Below are 17,407 nucleotides of genomic sequence, written 5' to 3' on the forward strand. Positions count from 1 at the left end.
ATCTGTCGCGTCCATTTACAAACCACGCCTTGGTCATCGATCGCAGCGGGACGCCCGTCCCCGTCACCCCCCAGCCAGCCTCGGCAGCAGAAAAATCTCCGCCCCCTCCGGCAGCTTCTTCGACCACGTATCGCGATAGATCGTCCCGTCGATCGCAACCGCGATCCCGCGATCGATCCACGGCTCGAACCCGGGATACTGTTCAGCCAGTTTCCTGAACAGTTCCCTGATGTCCTTGGCCTCGACCTCGACCTTGCTCTTGCCGCCGGCGAGCTGGCCGAGCGCGCCCCAGAGGGTGACTTCGACCATTCGCCAGACCTCGCCCTACTCTCCCCGTTCCGCCTCGATGGCCGCCAGGATGCGCGGCGGCGACATCGGGATGTGGGTCATCCGCACGCCGGCCGCGTTCGACACCGCGTTGGCGATCGCCGCCAGCGGCGGCACGATCGAGGTTTCGCCGACGCCGCGCACGCCATAGGGGTGGTTGGGGTTGGGGATTTCCAGGATCTGCGTGTCGATCATCGGCAGGTCGGAGCACACCGGGATGCGGTAGTCGAGGAAGCCGGCGTTCTGCAGTCTTCCGTCCTTGCCGTAAATATACTCCTCGTTGAGCGCCCAGCCGATGCCTTGCGCGGCGCCGCCCTGGTACTGGCCCTCGACATAGGTCGGGTGCACCGCCTTGCCGGCATCCTGCACCACCGTGTAGCGGATCACCCGGGTCGAGCCGGTCTCGGGGTCGACCTCGATGTCGCATATATGGGTGGCGAAGGAGACGCCGGCGCCGTCGGCGACGAGCTCGCTGTGGCCGGCGATCGGCCCGCCGGTCTTGCCGGATTCGGCCGCGATCTCCTTCAGCGAAAGCTTGCCGAGATTGCCGTGCTTTTCGCCCTTGGCGACCGCGTGGCCCTGTTCCCAGACCACGTCGTCGACGGAAATGTCCCACATTTGCGCGGCGCGTTCGCGCAGGATCTTGATCGCGTTGCGGGCGGCCGAGATGGTCGCCATGGAGGAGGAGAAGGTGCCGCGGCTGCCGTCGGTCATGTCGTTGTAGCCGAGGGAAGAGGTGTCGGCGACAACAGCCTTGACGTGTTCATAGGCGATGCCGAGCTCCTCCGCCGCCACCAGCGACAGCGACGCGCGCGACCCACCCACATCCACCGTGCCGACGGCGAGCGACACCGAGCCGTCCATGCCGATGTTGAGGTCGGTGCAGGTCTGGCCGCCGAAATTGAACCAGAAGCCGCAGGCCATGCCCCTGCCCTGGTTTTTCCTGAGCGGCGCCTTCATGTGCGAATGGTTCTTCACCGCTTCCAGCGTCGGGCCGATGCCGATCGGGCCGTAGACCGGGCCGTAGGACGAGCGCGTGCCTTCCTGCGCGGCGTTCTTGATGCGGAAGTCGACCGGGTCCATGCCGAGCTCCTTGGCGAGCTCGTCGACCGCGCTTTCCACCGCGAAGGCCGCCATCGGCGCCGACGGCGCGCGATAGGCCGCGGTCTTGGGCCGGTTGACCAGCACTTCGTAGCCGACCGTCTTGACGTTATCGAGCTTGTAGCAGGCGAACGCCGTCATGGCGCCGATCTCGGCCCAGGAGCCGGCATAGGGGCCGGCGCTGTAGCGCAGCGTCGCTTCGGCGGCGGTGATGGTGCCGTCCTTGCGCGCGCCGATCTTGACGTCGATCGAGGTGGCGCTGGTCGGGCCCGAGGCGCGAAAGACCTCGTCGCGGGTCATCACCAGCTTCACCGGCCGTCCGGCCTTGCGCGACAAGGCAAGCGCCACCGGCTCGGCCCAGACATGGGTCTTGCCGCCGAAGCCGCCGCCGATCTCGGAGGAGGTGACGCGCAGCTTGGAGGCTTCCATGCCGAGCAGCTGGGCGCAATGCTGGCGGTAGACGAAATGGCCCTGCGTGCAGACCCACAGGTCGGCGGTGCCGTCGGATGAGACGCTCGCCACGCAGGCATGCGGCTCGATATAGCCCTGGTGCGTCTGCTCGGTCTTGAAGGAGCGCTCGACGATGAAATCGGCCTGGCCGAAACCCTGGTGGACGTCGCCATGGCCGAACTGGCTGCGCTTGGTGACGTTGGAGGGTTTTGCCGGCTTTTCCTCCAGCCCCTCGGTGAAGATCGTGTCGTTGATCAGCGGGGCGTGGTGCTGCATCGCCTCGTCGACATCGGTGACATGCGGCAGGATCTCGTATTCGACCTCGATCAGCTTCAGCGCCTGCCTGGCCGTGCGGGCATCGACGGCGGCGACCGCGGCCACCGCGTGGCCGTCATAGAGCGCCTTGGTGCGCGCCATGCAATTGTCGAGGATGTCGTACATGGCGGCATCGCCGTCGGTGAGGTCGGGCAGGTCTTTCGCCGTGATCACCGCCTTCACGCCGTTCAGCTTTTCCGCCTTCGACGTGTCGATCTTGCGGATAATCGCATGCGCATGCGGGCTGCGCAGCACGCGGCCGACCAACTGGCCGGCCATGTTGAAGTCGGCGCCGTAGCGGGCGCGGCCCGTCACCTTGTCGACGCCGTCGGGACGGATGGGGCGCGTGCCGACGGATGCGAATTTACGCCCGGAAAAACGCGGATCGAAATTCATCTTCAGGCTCCCTTCATCACAATTGCGGCGTCCTGGACGGCGCGCACGATCTTGTCATAGCCGGTGCAGCGGCACAGGTTCCCGGCGAGCCCAAAGCGGATCTCCTCCTCGCTCGGGTCGGGGTTTTTCGCCAGCAGATCCTTGGCCGCGATCAGGAAGCCTGGCGTGCAGATGCCGCATTGCAGGGCGGCATGCTCGAGGAACTTCTGCTGCAGCACATGCAGCTGGTCGCCATGCGCCATGCCTTCGACGGTCTCGATGCGCCGGCCTTCGGCCTCGGCGCCGAGCACCAGGCACGAGCAGACCAGCCGGTTGTCGAGGATGATGCTGCAGGCGCCGCAGTCGCCGGTGCCGCAGCCTTCCTTGGCGCCGGTCAGCCCGAGCCGGTCGCGCAGCACGTCGAGCAGCGTCTCGTCAGGCTGGCAGAGATATTCGATCGTGTCGGCGTTGATCGTCGTCGAGACTGCAATGCCAGCCATTATTTGCCTCCTGCACGTGCGTAGGCGGTCGTTGCGGCACGTCTGGCCAGCACGCCCGCGACTTTCCGCCTGAATTCGATGGTACCGCGCTTGTCGTCGATCGGGCGGCAGGCGCCGGCGCAGACCTTTGCCAGCCGCTCGAGCGCGGCCTCGTCCAGCTTCCTGCCGATAAGCGCCTCGGCGGCCTCTTCCACCAGCAGCACCGTCGGTGCCGCCGCGCCCAGCGCCACGCGGGCCGCCGTGACGACGCCATGCTCGTCGATCGTCAGGTTCACCCCGGCGCTGACCACGGCGATGTCCATCTCGGTGCGCGGAATGAAGCGCAGATAGGCGTCGCCCGAACGCGGCGAGCGCTTGTCGAGCAGGATCGCCTCGATGATCTCGCCCTTGGCGAGCGAGGTCTTGCCCGGTCCGGTCGGCACGGCCTCGACGGCAATGGTGCGCTTGCCCGAAGGGCCGGCGATCACCGCCTTGGCGCCCGCCGCCACCAGCGCCGGCACGCTGTCCGCCGCCGGCGAGGCGTTGCACAGATTGCCGGTGATGGTGCAGCGTCCCTGCACCTGCTTCGAGCCGATCAGCTTGGCCGCCTCGACGACGCCGGGCCACGCCTTTTTCAGGGCGGCATTTTCGCCCAGCACGGCGCAGGGAACGGCGGCACCGATGCTGAAGCCGTCCGCGGTTTCGCCGATGTCGCTCAAGCCGGCGATCGACTTGATGTCGACGATCAGGTCGGGCTCGACAAAGCCCCCCTTCATCCTCACCAGCAGGTCGCTGCCTCCGGCCAGAATGGCTGCCGTGCCAGCCGATCCGGCCAATTGGCCGACGGCATCTTCGATTGAAAGCGGACGTATGTAGCGCATCGTCTCCCCTTGGATATCGCGATTTCAGCGACCGTTATAAACACTCTCCTCATAATGGCTATCCGGTTCGTCATTTGCGACGATTGGTCCAGCCGCCGCAAAATCGAGTCCCAAATCAGGCTGAATTGGCCTACGCCAGTGCATATCGTCCAAAAGCGTGCAGCGGTTTTGCGACAACGACATGCGGAGATAGGCTGGGCCTACGGCCGGTTCTCGAAAATTTGCGAGCCCGTGTCGGATCGGTCAAGCCCCGTTCGTCCTTGGGACATCGAACAGGCATCATGAAAGGACAGGATATGCCCGGTACCGTACGTTTGCACCGCGTTCTCACCACCAGCCCGCAAAAGGTCTATCGCGCCTTCGTCGAAGCCGATGCGCTGACGAAGTGGCTTCCGCCGAACGGCTTCACCTGCACGGTCCATCAGTTCGAGGCCAAGGTCGGCGGTACGTTCAAGATGTCCTTCCGCAACTTCACCACCGGCGGCAGCCACGCCTTCGGCGGCGAGTATCTCGAACTCGTTCCCGGCGAGCGCCTGCGCTACACCGACAGGTTCGACGACCCCAATCTGCCCGGCGAGATCCAGGTCACCGTGATCCTGAAAAAAGTCTCGGTCGGCACCGAAATCGACATCACCCAGGCCGGCATTCCCGACGTCATCCCGGTCGAAGCCTGCTATCTCGGCTGGCAGGAATCGCTGCGGAACCTGGCAAAGCTGGTCGAGCCGGAGATCAATCAGTAAGGCGGCTCCAGAAAGCGCGCAGCGCCGCCGCCGATGACAGGCCCATCGGCGGCGGTTGCGCGTCGAGCCCTTGACCGTGCGATCGCCTGCGTGAAATCCTCCCGGCCAAAGGGAGGATTTTCCATGCGACATCTGCTGCTCGTGCTGTCCGCCCTGCTGCTGGCCACTTCCGCCGAAGCCAGGACCATCTACTACGGCAACAAGGTGGGAATGGAACTCACCATCGTCAAAAGGTCGGGCATCGGCTCCGAGCACGCCAGCATCCTGGCCAGACACGACAGGCAGAAGGCCGGCGTCTACTGCCGCGAATATGGCCACGATTTCTCCAAGGAGTGCATCGAGGCGGAAATGAAGTCGCCCCTGCACTTCGAGATCACGGCGAACTGCAAGACCGGCAAATTCACCACCTTCTATGGCGCCAACATGCTGTTCCAGGGCCGCAACAAGGGCACGCAGGTGACGACGGACTATCTGATCACATCGATCGATGACAATGTGGTGCTCGATGGCTCCGGCGCCTCCTCATACGATGTCACGCTGGACCAGTTCAAAGCGCTCTGCCCCAATCGCGTGCGCTAGCCGCGTTTGCGACACTGTGCCGATCGGAACAAACGGAGGCGCAACGCATGACCCTGACCAACCGGGATATCGTCGAGCTGACCGAATGGCGGCGCAAGCTGCACCGGCAGCCGGAAATCTCCAATGAGGAGGAGAAGACGGCGAAAGAGGTCGTCGCCTTCCTTGCCGACACCGGGCCGGACAAGGTCCTGACCGGCCTCGGCGGGCATGGCGTGGCGGCGGTCTACGACAGCGGCAAGGCCGGGCCGACCGTGCTGTTCCGCTCCGAACTCGACGCGCTGCCGATCGAGGAACTTTCCGGCGTACCGCATGCCTCGCAAGTGCCGGGAAAATCGCATATGTGCGGCCATGACGGGCACACGGCCATTCTCGCCGCGCTTGGCCGGCAGCTGGGGCGCGAGCGACCGGCCAGCGGCCGCGTCGTGCTGATGTTCCAGCCGGCGGAAGAGACCGGCAATGGTGCCGCCGGCGTCGTCGCCGATCCGCGCTACGGCGAGATCGCGCCGGATTTCGCCTTCTCGCTGCACAATCTGCCCGGCGTGCCGTTCGGCGAGGTCAGGCTCAAGCCCGGCGTGGTCAACTGCGCCTCGCGCGGCATGCGCATCGTGCTCGAGGGCAAGACCGCGCATTCCTCCATGCCCGAGACAGGCATTTCGCCGATGCCGGCGATCTCGGAGCTGATGCCGGCGCTGCCCGCGCTCGGCCGCGCCACCTTCGCCGACGACGATTTTTCCATGGTCACCGTCACCCATGCCGAGATGGGCGAAGCCGTGTTCGGCATCGCGCCCGCCCATGCCGAGGTCTGGGCGACATTGCGCACCCGCCGCGACGAGCGCATGGCGGATCTGTGCGCCGCGGCGCAAGCCCTGGTCACCGAGATCGCGGCCCGCCATCGCCTTTCCGCCCGCTGGGATTACCACGAGATCTTCGTCGCCAGCGTCAACGCCCCGGACGCGGTGGAGCACCTGGAACGCGCGCTCGACGAAGAAGGCGTCGTGCACGGGCAAGAGGCCCTGCCGATGCGCGCCTCGGAGGATTTCGGCCTGTTCGGCCGCAGTGCCAGATCGGCGATGTTCTTCCTCGGCGCCGGCGAACGGCACCCGTCCCTGCACAATCCGGATTATGATTTTCCCGACGACCTGATCCCGATCGGCTCGAGGATCTTCATGCGCACGGCCCGCAATCTGCTGGGGTGAGTTCGCCGGGCGTTGTTAGGCGGACCTGAGGAACGGGCGCTTGTGGACGCCCCGCTTTGCCTGGAAATTCGCGGCGGGGACCGGACGGCCGACGCGGAAGCCCTGGATCTTGTCGATGCCGAACTCGCGCATCAGCGCGATCTGCTCGTCGGTTTCCACGCCTTCGACCAGGATCTTGTGGCCGCGATTGCGCACCAGCGCGATGATGTCCTGCAGCATGGCCATGCCCTTCGGTGTGCCGCAGTCGTGCAGGAACGAGCGGTCGATCTTCACCGTATCGAAATCGATCAGACGCAGCCACGAGAGGCCGGCGAAGCCGGTGCCGAAATCGTCGAGCCAGATCTTGATGCCGAGCAGCTTCAGGTCGCTGATGCAGCGCAGGATGTCCGAGTGCATCTCCATCTCGAGCCCTTCGGTGATCTCGAAGGCCAGCCTGTTGCCGGTCACGCCCGTCTCGCCCAGAATGGTCGCGACGGACGCGGCAAAGCCAGGCGTCTTGAGCTGGATCGGCGAGACGTTGACGCTGACGAGAGGGACGTGATCGTCCGCCAGCAGCTCGGCGCACACCGTCCGTATCGCCCAGCGGCCGAGTTCCAGGATCGCGCCGGTGCGTTCTGCCACGGGAATGAACAGGCTCGGCGGAACCAGGGTTCCGTCCAGCATCTTGAGACGCATCAGCGCCTCCACCGCTTCGACGCGGCCCGACACCACATCCTGGATGGGCTGGTAGACGAGTGAAACGAGACCCTGGCCGATCGCGATCTTCAGCAACGCCGCGAGGTTCTCGCTCTCGTCGCTGCTCTGCGGATCGGTCGGGTCGAACAGCCTGGCACAATTGCGGCCGCTGGCCTTTGCCAGATAGAGCGCGCGGTCCGCCTCGTGGATGATCTTCTCCAGCTTGGCGCCGGCCTGCGTCCTGGTGAAGGCAGCGCCGACGCTCGCCGTCACGATCGAAATACCGTCGCGCCTGAGCTCATGGGTGATCGCCAGGGTTTCCACCGTGCGGCAAATGGCTTCCGCCAGCTCCGCGACCTGGTCCTTCTTGTCCATGCGGGCAAGCACGATGAATTCCTCGCCGCCATACCGCCCGATCGAGCCATTGTAGTTCTTGATCAGGTCGCTCAGCGCGTTGGCGACATGGATCAGGCAGCGGTCGCCTTCCTGGTGGCCGTAGCAGTCGTTGAACTTCTTGAAGAAGTCGACATCGATGAGGATGGCCGCGAAGCCGTTGCCAAGCTTTTGCCAGTCGCTCCAGTAATCGCGCAGCTTCTCGTCGATCGCGCGCCGGTTTTCCAGGCCGGTGAGCGGATCCGTCCGCGACAGTCTGAGCAGGGCCTTGCCGCGTTCGGTGGCCTCCTTGTGCTGGATCTTGGCTTCCAGCGCGTTCAGGAAGACGTTGTAGCGCTCCTCATTCAGCTTCCAGTTCACATAGGAGGTGAAGGTGAAGCACGAAACATAGAACGTCCCGAACACCATCTTGTATGTCAGCGAGGCGGGTAGGAAATAGTTCACCACGTACAGGATGCACAATATGATCGTCGACGTTATGATCGACACTTTGAAGCTGAACGTGAAAAATAGATTGGCACTCATCATGAAAATGGTGCCGAAGACCATATAGTAGGCAACGGTTTCCTTGTTGGCGCCCAGGGATGCCGGGAACAACCAGCCGACATAGCCGAAGATGATCGCCGCGGCGCAGGTCACGTCGAGCCACTCCGTCGCCACGCCCCGGCGAAGCTGTGCTTCCAGGGTCAGCAGAGCGGTCAATCCCACCGCAAAGCGCGCCGCGATCGTGAAGGCCGCCACGTCAGGTATCAGCAGCAGGTCCGATACCGAAAACAGCACATAGATGACGACGGCGATCCAGAGCCCAGGCCTGGCGTCTTTCCTTCGCTTCGCCAGGGCTTCGGCGCGATAAAGGATGCGCAGTTCCGCCACCCCCAGTTCCTGGCGCGGATCATACGGTTCCACATCCACCGTATCGGCCGATCTGGCTGACGCGCGTTCGTTCACAAATCCCCGGGTTGGGGGATTTTGCGCTCCGAACTCTTTTCCAGCTTCTGCCCCCACGCAGGACGACTCCTTGGGACGCGACACGATTGCCACGCGGCAAAATGCGATGGCGCCGGACAAGTTTGCGTTAACTCGGACCCAGAATCTTATCCGCAATATCGCTAATAAACTGAGATGGTTAGCGGGAAATTAATCATAACAATAAAATGCGTCCGAAGCGCCGTTGGCAAATGGAGCATTCTACGCAATAAGTTAACTGACTGTTAACCAAGGAGTCCTGGTGTGCAAACCGTGTTCGATGGGCAAAGCCTGATTACCGCAGAGATTATCGCCGGCAGTCTGCCCCGGGGTAAGCTCGAGCATCACGGCGAAGAGTTCGAAACCGCACGTGCGGAACTGGCGCTCATCCTCCACGCCACACAGCAGCAGATCGAGCAGCAGAAATATCCCGCCGAGATCGTTCGCCGGCTTCTGTCGCTGCTCAACGCGCTGCGGGCCAAGGTGCATCCCGACGTCTGGCAGGCATTGATACCGGTGGCGCAAAACCACCCGATCCTGAAGTATTTTCTGGAGGATCCACTGACGAACTGGTCCTTCACCAAGCCCAGGGGCTATTCCGGCGACGCGCAGCTGCTCGACTACATCTATTGCGATCCGCACGTTGCCGAGAGCGTGGCCAACGCCTCGGAGATCGGCAAGGCGCTCTACAGCCATACCCAGAACGTTCCGTCATGCGTGGCGGCACGTGAACGGCGCGATCTCCTGACCCGCTATGTCGACGAGACGGCGGCAAAGAACGGACCCGAAACCGAGGTTCTGGCCATCGCCGCCGGCCATCTGCGCGAAGCCAATCGCTCCGTCGCTCTGGCCGAGGGCCGTCTCAAGCGCTGGGTCGCGCTCGACCAGGATCCGCAGAGCGTCGGGCTGATCGCACGCGACTTCCACGGCACCGCGGTCGAGGCCGTGGACGGCTCGGTGCGGACCGTGCTGACGCGGGGCCACAAGCTCGGCAAGTTCGATCTCATCTACGCCTCGGGCCTCTACGATTACCTCCAGCACAATGTCGCCGTGAAACTCACCAAGACCTGCCTGCAGATGCTGAAGCCGAACGGCACATTCCTGTTCGCCAACTACGCCGAGGGCACCCCTGACGCCGGCTACCGCGAAACCTTCATGGACTGGGTGCTGCTGCTGCGCTCTGAGGTCGACATGTGGAACATCGTCAACGCCAGCGTCGACCGCAACGCGGTAGAGGCCAAGGTGTTCTTCGGCGAGAACCGCAACGTGCTTTACGCCGTGATTGAGAAGCGCGGGTAAGCAGGCGGCGCGGGCATCCGGGAACGCCTGCGTGAATTGTCGGCTGTATTTGGCTGGGAGGCGACCTTCGTCTCCTGGCCGCTTTCCGCCTCATCGCCGCTACAGGAAGCCCTGAGCGGTTCCGCGGCCCAGGCCGAAGGCGATCTGTTGCGCATCCGGGAGGGAGCGCGGCAGGCCGAACATGGCAGGACCGTCCTTTCGAAGGCGGTCATGGCGCCGATTCGGTCGCCGGCGAGAGCCAGGACAAAGACCCCGGATCCGTGGATGCCGGTGGGTGGGTGTCGGTAGACGCCGAATGCCGGCTGACAATTGGCTCGCGTCGGCACCAGTTCGTATCTCTGTCCGGAGCCTAAAATAGGTGCGAAGAAGCGGGCCACGATGTCTCGGCCTCATATTCCAGCGGTATCGGCGGCACCGACAAGAAGACGTCGTCGGTCAACAGAGCCACCAGCGCATCGATGTCGGCGGATTCGTAGGCGCTGACGAACTTCGCCACGATCGCGTCCTCGGCAGGTGAGTTGCCGAGAGGCGGCTGCTCTCGGGCGGTGGTCACCTTCATAGTGCGCCAAGAGCGTGCCCGTGCGGCCTCATCGCCGATACAACGACGCCCGGCCTGGGCGACCGAAGACCGAAAGCAGGGATCATGAGCACAGTCATCGTTGTCGGCCACGTCAATCACGACCAGGTCTGGTCGCTGTCATCGCCCCTCGCCTCCGGCGCGCGCCTCACCTATTCCGATCGGGTTGTCAGGCTTGGCGGCGGCGGCTTCCACACCGGCACCCGGTTGGCGAAGCTGGGCAACCATGTCCGGCTGATCAGCAATCTGATGGACGACGGCCATGGCCGGGCGGCACTCGCCAATTTGCAGGCGAGCGGCATTGACACCGGCTACGTCACAATGTGGGCCGGCGAAACCCGGTTCACCGAAATCCTGCTCGAGCCCAACGGCGAGCGCACCATTTTGAACACCAGCGGCCAGCTGCGCCCTCCCTTCGCCGCACCCGAGCCTGTCAGCGGCGACGCCGCCTATCTCAACGCCCTGGTGCTCGACGACGGTCTTGTTGCCTCGCTGCGGACGATCCCGCTGGTGGTCTCGCAGTTTCCGCTGCGCAGCGCCTCGCACCGCCCGGCCGACATCGTCATCGGATCGCGCGCCGACTTTCCCGGCGAGAACACGCACGCGATCTGGGAGCGGGCGTCAAGGATTGCCGGGCCTCGCCTGAGGACGCTGGTGCTGACCGATGGAGCGCGCCCGATCTCGCTCTACGACGGCAAGGCGCTCAATCACGTCACGCCGCTGAAGCAGGTCTCCGTGCCCGACACGATCGGCGCCGGCGACTGCTTTGCGGGGATCTTCCTGCACGGTCTGCTGCAAGGGCTGATCCCTGGGCTTTCCGCCGAACAGGCCAGCCGGCAAACCGCCGAATGGCTGTCGGAACGATCCCGTACCGGCTGAATCAGCGGCTCCGGCAACGCCGGCTTTCATGAAAATGTCATAAAAATCAAATGGAAACCGGCATTCGAGTGAACTAGAAAACATGTTCTGGAGAGATCGTGATCGAGGCGTCGGCAAGCCGGCGCATCGTCGCCATGATCGGCGTCTTTCATCATCCCAACGATGCGCCGACCTTGTCGCCCGCGAAATCCACCTTGAAATCGCTGCCTTGCAAGAGACATGACATGTGGCTGAGTGAATTCGAAATTGTCCTGCGCGACCGCGTCATCCCCAACGGCGCCGTCAGGATCGAGAACGGCCGGATCGCCGAGATCCGCGAGAAGCCTGTCGGACACGCCGACATCGAGGGCGGCGGCCGCCTGCTGCTGCCCGGCTTCATCGACATGCATGGCGACATGGTGGAGAGGGAAGTCGAGCCGCGCATCGGCGTGCATGTACCGATGCGGGTCGGCATTGCCGAGCTCGACAAGAAGCTCGCCTCCTGCGGCATCACCACCGCCTATGCCGCGCTCTCCTTCATCGGCGCCAGCGTCACCAGCGGCGTGCTGCGCTCGGAAGACCATACGACGGAAATCATCGGCACCATTGCCGGGCTGAAGGACCACTTGTTGGTCGACCACCGCATCCACGCCCGCTTCGAAGTGACCTTCACCCCGGCGCTTCCCACGCTGCGCAAGCTGATGGACGCCGGCAGGCTGCATTTGATCTCGCTGATGGACCACACGCCCGGACAGGGGCAATACCGCGACGTCGAGCTCTACATTGCCCGCATCGCCAAGGAGCGCGGCATGTCGGTTGCCGCGGCTTCCGAGGTCGTCGGCAAGCGCATGGCGGGCCGCGAAGGGCAAGGCGATGTGCTGAACGCCCTGCAGGACCTGTCGACGCGTGCCCGGGCCGCCGGCATCGTCCTCGCCTCGCATGACGACGACACGCTGGAAAAGGTCGAACTGGTGCATGGCCTGGGCGCGGCGCTCAGCGAATTCCCGGTGACCCTGGAAGCGGCGCAGGAGGCCCGCAGGCTCGGCATGCATACCGCCATGGGAGCGCCCAACGCACTGCGCGGCGAGTCCTATTCCGGCAATCTTTCCGCCCGGCAGGCCTATGAAGCCGGGTTGCTCGACATGCTGGCCAGCGACTACCATCCGGCGTCCATCCTGCCGGCCGTGCTCGGCCTGGCGGAGCTGCGGGGCAATGGCCTCGCGGCGGCGGCGGCGCTGACAAGCGCCAACCCGGCCAACGCCCTGGGGCTCACCGATCGCGGCGCCATCGAGCCCGGCCTTCTGGCCGATTTCGTGGTGGCCGACCGCCATCCCGTGCCACGCGTCCGCGCCACCTTCCGTGCCGGCCGCATGATCTACGGTGATGGCACGCTTGCAACAGCGGGCAAGGCAGAACGCCTTGGCCCCGTCGCGGCTGAACGGCTACCGGCTGCCGTCCCGGAAAGCGCGTAGCGCATTCCGTTGGGAATTGCGTCAAAACAAGAGTTGGAGCAGCTCGCCGTTTCCGGGACAAGGCGAAGCTCTAAACGTCGAGCACGACCGTCATGCCGCGCACTTCGGCCATTTCCAGCAGCATGTCCTGCAGGGTTTCGATGGTGAGCGCCGCGCCGGTCCTTGCCAGCAACTCGGTGATACTCTCTTTCATGGAAATGACCGCGACTCCGGTCTTCTCGGAAAGCAGCCGTCCGACGGCTGCGCGGATCATGGCATTCTGGTCAGGCATGATTCCCCCTTCATGCTGGATGACGGTATAAGCCTTCTCAAACGGCATGCTTTTTTGCACAACTTCTGCGAGCTTTAGCTTACGCTTGCAAGCCGTTTTGGTACTTCTGGTCTCCATTATTTATCTGACAGTTGCTCGGCGATGACAGCGACGGCAGCGCCCACTGATTGCGGCTTGGCGGCAAACGGGGCCGGCGGCAGTTCGTGCCGACGGAGCCCGGTGAGAGCCCGCCCCTGCCGAGCCGGCAATTCCGGAAATCGCGCGCCCTGCGGCCCAATCGGCGAAAACCGCTTCGCACCATTTTAAATCTTGACGCGTGTCAATTTTTTATAAAACATGCGCAAACGCTGATGGGGCTAGGTCAGCGCTCTGGGAGGAGAAATGCCTGGCATGGAAAAGGTCCCGACCGGGTCCGTCGTCCGCGAGACGTTTGGCGTTCGCCGGGCCGCAGGCCGCGCGGCGTTGCCGATGCAAGCATGGCTCTCGCAGCACCGGCCACGGGCGTCCGTGGGCTTGCCGACAAGACACGTCCAACAATCAAGAAGCGGAGGAACAAAATGCGTATCTTCAACGGCCTGACGCTTGGCGCGGGCCTGCTGGCAACCATCGTCTCGGCCCACGCCGAGGACGCGGCCAAGGTCGCGGCCATCGTCAAAGGCCTCGACAACCCCTTCTTCCAGACCATGCAGAAGGGCGTCGAGGAGCAAGGCAAGGCCAGTGGCGTCAATGTCAGCGTCCAAGCCGCCGCCAATATGGGCGACGCCACCGGCCAGGCCGACCGCCTGACCGCCATGGCCATGCAGGACTTCGATTGCTACCTGGTCAACCCGATCAGCGTCTCCAACCTCGTCCAGGCGCTGGTGCCGGTCGCGCAGAAGAAGAAGCCGATCGTCAACATCGACTCGACCATCGACGCCGAACAGGCCAAGGCCGCCGGCTTTGCCGTCTCGACCTATATCGGCACCGACAATGTCGCCGCCGGCGCGCTGGCCGGCGAGGAAATGCTGAAGCTGGTACCGAAGGGCTCCAAGGTGGCGCTGATCGCCGGCATCGTCGGCGATGTCGGCTCGAATGCCCGCATCAAGGGCTTCAAGCAGGCCGTCGAGGGCAAGCTAGAGGTGGTGGTGATGGTCAGCGCCGACTGGGATCGTGAGAAGGCGTTGACCGCCGCCACCGACATCCTCGCGGCGCACCCCGATCTCGCCGGCTTCTTCGCCGCCAACGACATCATGGCGCTCGGCGTCGAACGCGCCGTGCGGACCTCGGGCAAGGACGTCAACGTGATCGGCCTCGACGGCATCGTCGATGCGCTGAAATCGATCGCGGCAGGCGAACTCACGGCCACCGTCGCCCAATATCCCTATGTCGTCGGCGCCATGGGTGTCGAAGCCTGTGCGTTGGCCGCCAAGGGCAAGGAACTGCCCGCCAACGTGCCCGCACCCGTGCTCCTGATCAACAAGGACAATGCCGACGCCTCGCTGAAGAATTTTCCGCGTCCCGGCGGCGATTATCCCGATCCCTTCCGCGAGATGCTGAAGTGAGCAATCCCACGGACAACGCGCCCGTCGCCCATTCGGCGGGCGCGGCGGAGGAGAGCCGCCCCTCCCTGTCGGCTCTCCTCCTGGATCCTTCCTTCTGGGCCGACTGGGCATCCGTCGTCGGCCTGGTCGGTCTCGTCATCGTCTTCGGCATCGCCCAGCCGGTCTTTCTCAGCGTCGCCAATCTGCAGGCGCTGCTGCTGGCGGCGGCTATCCTGGTCGTGTTGTCGATCGGCCAGACCTTCGTCGTCGCGACGGCAGGCATCGACCTGTCGCTGGCGGCGGCCGTCATGCTTGGCGCCATCATCCTCGGTCTCCTCAACGCGGCCGGCTACGGCATCTTCATCGCCTGCGTGCTCGCGGTGCTCGCCACCAGCGCCATCGGCTTCCTCAACGGCCTCATCATCACCGCAGGCAAGATCCCCGATTTCGTGGTGACGCTCGGCACGCTGTCGGGCATCACCGGACTTGGCCTGATCCTGTCGGGCGGCGAACCGACCATGGTCGGCTCGACCTTCCTGCTGAAGCTCGCTTCGGGCTCGTTCGGACCGTTCGGCTATCCGGTCTGGGTAGCGATCGCGGCCGTCATTGTGGCGCATATCGCCCTCTACCACATGCGCTTCGGCGTCCATCTCTTGGCGACCGGCGGCCAGGTCGAAAGCGCCGGCGCGCTCGGCATCCGCACCAACCGCGTCAAGATCGCCGCCTACACCATCTCCGGCTTCTGCGCCGGCATCGCGGCCATTCTTCTGGTTGCCCGCATCGGCTCGGCCGAGCCGCAGATCAACACCAGCCTGCTCCTGAATTCGGTGGCGGCGGTGGTTCTGGGCGGCGTCAGCCTGTTCGGCGGCCGCGCCAGCATATTGGGCCCGGCCATCGGCGCGCTGATGCTCACCGCGCTGGTCAACGGGCTGACGCTGCTCAACGTCTCGGCCTTCTACCAACCGCTTGCCGTGGGCGCTATCGTGGTGCTGGCAGCGCTGATCATGCGGTACCAGAAATGAGCGCCGTCAGCCCCTCCTCCGCCTCGGACGCGATCATCGCCTGCAATGGCCTGAGCAAGCATTTCGGCGGCGTGCGCGCCTTCACCGACGTCGCCTTCCAGGCACGCCGCGGCGAGGTCACCGCCGTCATCGGCGACAATGGCGCCGGCAAGTCGACGCTGATCCGCTGCCTGGTCGGCGTGCATGTGCCGGATGCCGGCTCGATCGTCTTCGATGGCCGCGAGCATCCCTTCTCCAACCCGGACGGGGCACGCAAGGCCGGCATCGAGACCGTGCACCAGAACCTGGCGCTGATCGACGAACTGACGGTGGCGCAGAACCTGTTCCTCAACCGCGAGCTCGTGCGCCGCATCGGCCCCTTCGCTTTCCTCGACCGCAAGGCGATGAAACGCGAGGCCCGTTCCATGCTGTCGCGCCTGTCGATCAACGTGCCGTCGATCAACCAGCGTGTGCGCCGCCTGTCTGGCGGCCAGCGGCAGGCGATCTCGATCTGCCGCGCCGTCGGCTCCGGCGCCAAGCTGGTGGTGATGGACGAACCGACGGCAGCGCTTGGCGTGCAGGAGACCGCCAATGTCGAGGCGTTGATCCGCCGCCTGCGCGAACAGTCGGTCTCGGTCATCCTGGTCAGCCACAATTTCGATCAGGTGCGGCGCCTGTCCGACCAGATCTGGGTGATGCGGGCGGGAAAGATGGCCGCGACTGTGCGTGCCTCCGAGACGTCAGGCAACGAACTGGTCGCGCTGGTCACCGGAGCGGCGTGATCGCCCAACTGTGAAATCAATCGTTGGCCGCATCGGCCGCAAATGAAATCAAGGGAGTTTGAGAGTGGCGCCACTTCGTGTCGGGCTTGTGGGTCTTGGGGAGGTCGCGCAGTCGATCCATCTGCCCGTTCTGGCTGACCAGCGCGACCGCTGGGTAATCGCGGGCGTCTACGACGTCTCGCCAAGCCTGGTGGCGCTCATCACATCCGAGTATGCCGCAAGAGCCTTCGACACGGCCGAGGCGCTGATCAATTCACCCGACATCGACGTCGTCTTCGTGCTGTCGTCGGACGACACCCACAGCCGCTTCGTCCGCGCGGCGATTGCTGCCGACAAGCACATCCTGCTGGAAAAGCCCGCTTGTCTCACGGTGCGCGAGATCGACGATCTGCTGGCGCTGATGCCGGCCTACGGGAAGACCCTGTTCGTCGGCTATATGCGCCGCTACGCGCCGGCCTATCTCCAGGCGAGAGACGAACTGCCTGATCATGCCGACATCACCCATGTCCGCATCTTCGACCTGATCTCGGAGGGCCGGCATTTCCTGAAGAAGAGCCAGAACATCCTCTATCCCAACGACATCGACCCTGCCCTGCTGGCGCGCGGCGCCAGGGAGCGGGACGCGCTGATCCGCGAGGTTGTCGGCACCGACGCGCCGGCCGACCTGGTGCGCGCCTATCGGGGGCTGACCGCACTGTCCTCGCACCACATCTCGGCGATGCGCGGGCTCATCGGCGAGCCCAAGGGCGTGGTTGCCGCGCACCGCACCAATGGCGGCGCCAACACGTCGGTCACCTTCGACTACGGCCATTTCGCCTGTCTCTATGATGCTGTCGTCGACGACCTCGGCCTGTTCGATGCCATGATCGAAGTGCGCTCCAACACCAGGCGCGTGCGCATCATCTACGACACGCCCTACATCCGCAGCCTGCCGACCCGGCTGGAGGTCACCGAAGCCGGCCCGCTCGGCCCGGTGACGAAAAGCTTCGGGCCGCTTTACGGCGATGCTTTCTCCAACGAACTGGAGATTTTCCATCGGCATATCATCGAGGGCACCAAGCCGCTGACCGACCTCGCCGATTCCCGCCGCGACCTGGCGCTGATGGCCGATATCATAGGGCGTATGAAGGAAAGCGGCGGAGACGCCTGA

Annotated in this window: 17 protein-coding genes; 10 read left to right on the top strand and 7 right to left on the bottom strand. The window is 64.5% G+C overall.

Going from position 1 to position 17,407, the window contains the following annotated elements:
* Positions 1-63: 63 nt before the first annotated feature.
* From FJ546_RS13320 to FJ546_RS13335, 4 genes are read right to left on the bottom strand one after another with little or no spacing between them, the layout of a single operon-like run.
* Positions 64-309 carry a MoaD/ThiS family protein gene (locus FJ546_RS13320; protein ID WP_019859698.1) on the bottom strand — a complete coding sequence of 82 codons (246 nt, stop codon included), beginning with the start codon at positions 307-309 and terminating at the stop codon, positions 64-66.
* A gap of 15 nt (positions 310-324) precedes the next feature.
* On the bottom strand, positions 325-2,589 hold the full coding sequence (locus tag FJ546_RS13325) for a xanthine dehydrogenase family protein molybdopterin-binding subunit (RefSeq protein WP_140889747.1): 2,265 nt from the start codon (positions 2,587-2,589) through the stop codon (positions 325-327).
* A 2-nt stretch (positions 2,590-2,591) separates the two neighbouring features.
* Positions 2,592-3,068 carry a (2Fe-2S)-binding protein gene (locus FJ546_RS13330; protein WP_140889748.1) on the bottom strand — a complete coding sequence of 159 codons (477 nt, stop codon included), beginning with the start codon at positions 3,066-3,068 and terminating at the stop codon, positions 2,592-2,594.
* Positions 3,068-3,928 (bottom strand): xanthine dehydrogenase family protein subunit M, encoded by an 861-nt coding sequence (locus tag FJ546_RS13335; RefSeq protein WP_140889749.1) that lies wholly within the window; start codon positions 3,926-3,928, stop codon positions 3,068-3,070. The genes FJ546_RS13330 and FJ546_RS13335 overlap by 1 nt, the downstream gene beginning before the upstream one ends.
* A 296-nt stretch (positions 3,929-4,224) precedes the next feature.
* Between FJ546_RS13335 and FJ546_RS13340 the strand changes: the two genes are divergently transcribed.
* The 3 genes from FJ546_RS13340 to FJ546_RS13350 all read left to right on the top strand — a co-directional run bounded on the left by FJ546_RS13340 (position 4,225) and on the right by FJ546_RS13350 (position 6,443).
* Entirely contained in the window at positions 4,225-4,668 is a 444-nt protein-coding gene (locus FJ546_RS13340) for an SRPBCC family protein (protein ID WP_140889750.1), read from the top strand.
* 123 nt (positions 4,669-4,791) lie between these two features.
* The gene (locus FJ546_RS13345) at positions 4,792-5,247 is read left to right on the top strand and encodes a hypothetical protein (protein WP_140889751.1); all 456 of its coding nucleotides are present in this window, start codon (positions 4,792-4,794) and stop codon (positions 5,245-5,247) included.
* A 47-nt stretch (positions 5,248-5,294) separates the two neighbouring features.
* Entirely contained in the window at positions 5,295-6,443 is a 1,149-nt protein-coding gene (locus tag FJ546_RS13350; RefSeq protein ID WP_140889752.1) for an amidohydrolase, read from the top strand.
* A 15-nt stretch (positions 6,444-6,458) separates the two neighbouring features.
* Here FJ546_RS13350 and FJ546_RS13355 read toward each other — a convergent pair whose 3' ends face one another.
* Positions 6,459-8,423 carry an EAL domain-containing protein gene (locus FJ546_RS13355; protein ID WP_246686841.1) on the bottom strand — a complete coding sequence of 655 codons (1,965 nt, stop codon included), beginning with the start codon at positions 8,421-8,423 and terminating at the stop codon, positions 6,459-6,461.
* Between the two features lie 318 nt (positions 8,424-8,741).
* On the opposite strand from FJ546_RS13355, the gene FJ546_RS13360 reads away from it, so the two are divergent.
* The gene (locus tag FJ546_RS13360; RefSeq protein ID WP_140889754.1) at positions 8,742-9,776 is read left to right on the top strand and encodes a class I SAM-dependent methyltransferase; all 1,035 of its coding nucleotides are present in this window, start codon (positions 8,742-8,744) and stop codon (positions 9,774-9,776) included.
* 349 nt (positions 9,777-10,125) lie between these two features.
* Here FJ546_RS13360 and FJ546_RS31225 read toward each other — a convergent pair whose 3' ends face one another.
* The gene (locus FJ546_RS31225) at positions 10,126-10,335 is read right to left on the bottom strand and encodes a hypothetical protein (protein WP_181167921.1); all 210 of its coding nucleotides are present in this window, start codon (positions 10,333-10,335) and stop codon (positions 10,126-10,128) included.
* Between the two features lie 84 nt (positions 10,336-10,419).
* Between FJ546_RS31225 and FJ546_RS13370 the strand changes: the two genes are divergently transcribed.
* Both FJ546_RS13370 and FJ546_RS13375 read left to right on the top strand, forming a co-directional pair.
* A complete protein-coding gene (locus FJ546_RS13370) occupies positions 10,420-11,232 on the top strand; it encodes a PfkB family carbohydrate kinase (protein WP_140889755.1) in 813 nt (270 codons plus the stop codon).
* A gap of 224 nt (positions 11,233-11,456) precedes the next feature.
* On the top strand, positions 11,457-12,683 hold the full coding sequence (locus FJ546_RS13375; protein ID WP_140889756.1) for an alpha-D-ribose 1-methylphosphonate 5-triphosphate diphosphatase: 1,227 nt from the start codon (positions 11,457-11,459) through the stop codon (positions 12,681-12,683).
* A gap of 70 nt (positions 12,684-12,753) precedes the next feature.
* Here FJ546_RS13375 and FJ546_RS31590 read toward each other — a convergent pair whose 3' ends face one another.
* A complete protein-coding gene (locus FJ546_RS31590; RefSeq protein WP_246686842.1) occupies positions 12,754-13,071 on the bottom strand; it encodes a hypothetical protein in 318 nt (105 codons plus the stop codon).
* Positions 13,072-13,511: 440 nt separating this feature from the next.
* Between FJ546_RS31590 and FJ546_RS13385 the strand changes: the two genes are divergently transcribed.
* The 4 genes from FJ546_RS13385 to FJ546_RS13400 all read left to right on the top strand — a co-directional run bounded on the left by FJ546_RS13385 (position 13,512) and on the right by FJ546_RS13400 (position 17,407).
* Positions 13,512-14,495: a substrate-binding domain-containing protein gene (locus FJ546_RS13385; protein WP_140889757.1), complete on the top strand. Its 984-nt coding sequence runs from the start codon at positions 13,512-13,514 to the stop codon at positions 14,493-14,495.
* Complete coding sequence (locus FJ546_RS13390) at positions 14,492-15,496, top strand: ABC transporter permease (protein WP_140889758.1); 1,005 nt, start codon at positions 14,492-14,494, stop codon at positions 15,494-15,496. The genes FJ546_RS13385 and FJ546_RS13390 overlap by 4 nt, the downstream gene beginning before the upstream one ends.
* Positions 15,493-16,257, top strand: coding sequence for an ATP-binding cassette domain-containing protein (locus FJ546_RS13395; protein ID WP_140889759.1), 765 nt, complete (start codon positions 15,493-15,495; stop codon positions 16,255-16,257). Before FJ546_RS13390 ends, FJ546_RS13395 begins: the two co-directional genes overlap by 4 nt.
* 64 nt (positions 16,258-16,321) lie before the next feature.
* Positions 16,322-17,407 (top strand): Gfo/Idh/MocA family oxidoreductase, encoded by a 1,086-nt coding sequence (locus FJ546_RS13400; protein ID WP_140889760.1) that lies wholly within the window; start codon positions 16,322-16,324, stop codon positions 17,405-17,407.

The sequence above is a fragment of the Mesorhizobium sp. B2-4-19 genome, from assembly GCF_006441315.1.
Taxonomy (GTDB): Bacteria; Pseudomonadota; Alphaproteobacteria; order Rhizobiales; family Rhizobiaceae; genus Mesorhizobium.

What these genes read in the sequence shown, in the direction of transcription:
- FJ546_RS13320 (WP_019859698.1), bottom strand. Translation starts at nt 309, where the DNA reads ATGGTCGAAGTCACCCTCTGGGGCGCGCTCGGCCAGCTCGCCGGCGGC.
- FJ546_RS31225 (WP_181167921.1), bottom strand. Translation starts at nt 10,335, where the DNA reads ATGAAGGTGACCACCGCCCGAGAGCAGCCGCCTCTCGGCAACTCACCT.
- FJ546_RS13340 (WP_140889750.1), top strand. Translation starts at nt 4,225, where the DNA reads ATGCCCGGTACCGTACGTTTGCACCGCGTTCTCACCACCAGCCCGCAA.
- FJ546_RS13370 (WP_140889755.1), top strand. Translation starts at nt 10,420, where the DNA reads ATGAGCACAGTCATCGTTGTCGGCCACGTCAATCACGACCAGGTCTGG.
- FJ546_RS13330 (WP_140889748.1), bottom strand. Translation starts at nt 3,068, where the DNA reads ATGGCTGGCATTGCAGTCTCGACGACGATCAACGCCGACACGATCGAA.
- FJ546_RS13335 (WP_140889749.1), bottom strand. Translation starts at nt 3,928, where the DNA reads ATGCGCTACATACGTCCGCTTTCAATCGAAGATGCCGTCGGCCAATTG.
- FJ546_RS13345 (WP_140889751.1), top strand. Translation starts at nt 4,792, where the DNA reads ATGCGACATCTGCTGCTCGTGCTGTCCGCCCTGCTGCTGGCCACTTCC.
- FJ546_RS13385 (WP_140889757.1), top strand. Translation starts at nt 13,512, where the DNA reads ATGCGTATCTTCAACGGCCTGACGCTTGGCGCGGGCCTGCTGGCAACC.
- FJ546_RS13395 (WP_140889759.1), top strand. Translation starts at nt 15,493, where the DNA reads ATGAGCGCCGTCAGCCCCTCCTCCGCCTCGGACGCGATCATCGCCTGC.
- FJ546_RS31590 (WP_246686842.1), bottom strand. Translation starts at nt 13,071, where the DNA reads ATGGAGACCAGAAGTACCAAAACGGCTTGCAAGCGTAAGCTAAAGCTC.
- FJ546_RS13350 (WP_140889752.1), top strand. Translation starts at nt 5,295, where the DNA reads ATGACCCTGACCAACCGGGATATCGTCGAGCTGACCGAATGGCGGCGC.
- FJ546_RS13375 (WP_140889756.1), top strand. Translation starts at nt 11,457, where the DNA reads ATGTGGCTGAGTGAATTCGAAATTGTCCTGCGCGACCGCGTCATCCCC.
- FJ546_RS13325 (WP_140889747.1), bottom strand. Translation starts at nt 2,589, where the DNA reads ATGAATTTCGATCCGCGTTTTTCCGGGCGTAAATTCGCATCCGTCGGC.